We start from the raw sequence: 332 nt of genomic DNA, 5'->3' as shown, positions 1-332 counted from the left end.
GCTCTCCCCTTATTCCTGTGGTCGATACCCATCCCGAATTTGCCGGGCTCGAGGGTGCAGTCTGGGCCGACCCCTCACCCGAGGCGGCGGCCGGGTACTTGAGGGAAATTTTCCGCGCGCCCGAGCGTGCACGAGAGAAGGCCGGGAAGGCGCGGGAGTTCCTGCTGCGCTACCTTGCGGAAAACAGCTACGAGAAGGCGCTTCAGACATTGACGGCGATGCAGGCCAGCTAAGCTGAGGTCGTCACTCCGCTTTATTTTAACATTTTCGCATTAGAGATGGCGGGTATGCGGCGGTAGGCCGATCCTGACGGATGGACAGATGTCGAAGGG

At 60.5% G+C, this 332-nt stretch carries 1 pseudogene; it reads left to right on the top strand.

Annotated features, from left to right (window positions below):
- Positions 1 to 233 (top strand): annotated as a pseudogene (locus tag AF337_RS14125) (glycosyltransferase family 4 protein); the annotation flags it as partial.
- Positions 234 to 332: the final 99 nt, after the last annotated feature.

The sequence above is a fragment of the Rhizobium ecuadorense genome (assembly GCF_001187535.1).
GTDB lineage: Bacteria > Pseudomonadota > Alphaproteobacteria > Rhizobiales > Rhizobiaceae > Rhizobium > Rhizobium ecuadorense.
This window is presented reverse-complemented; position numbering and strand designations above follow the sequence as displayed.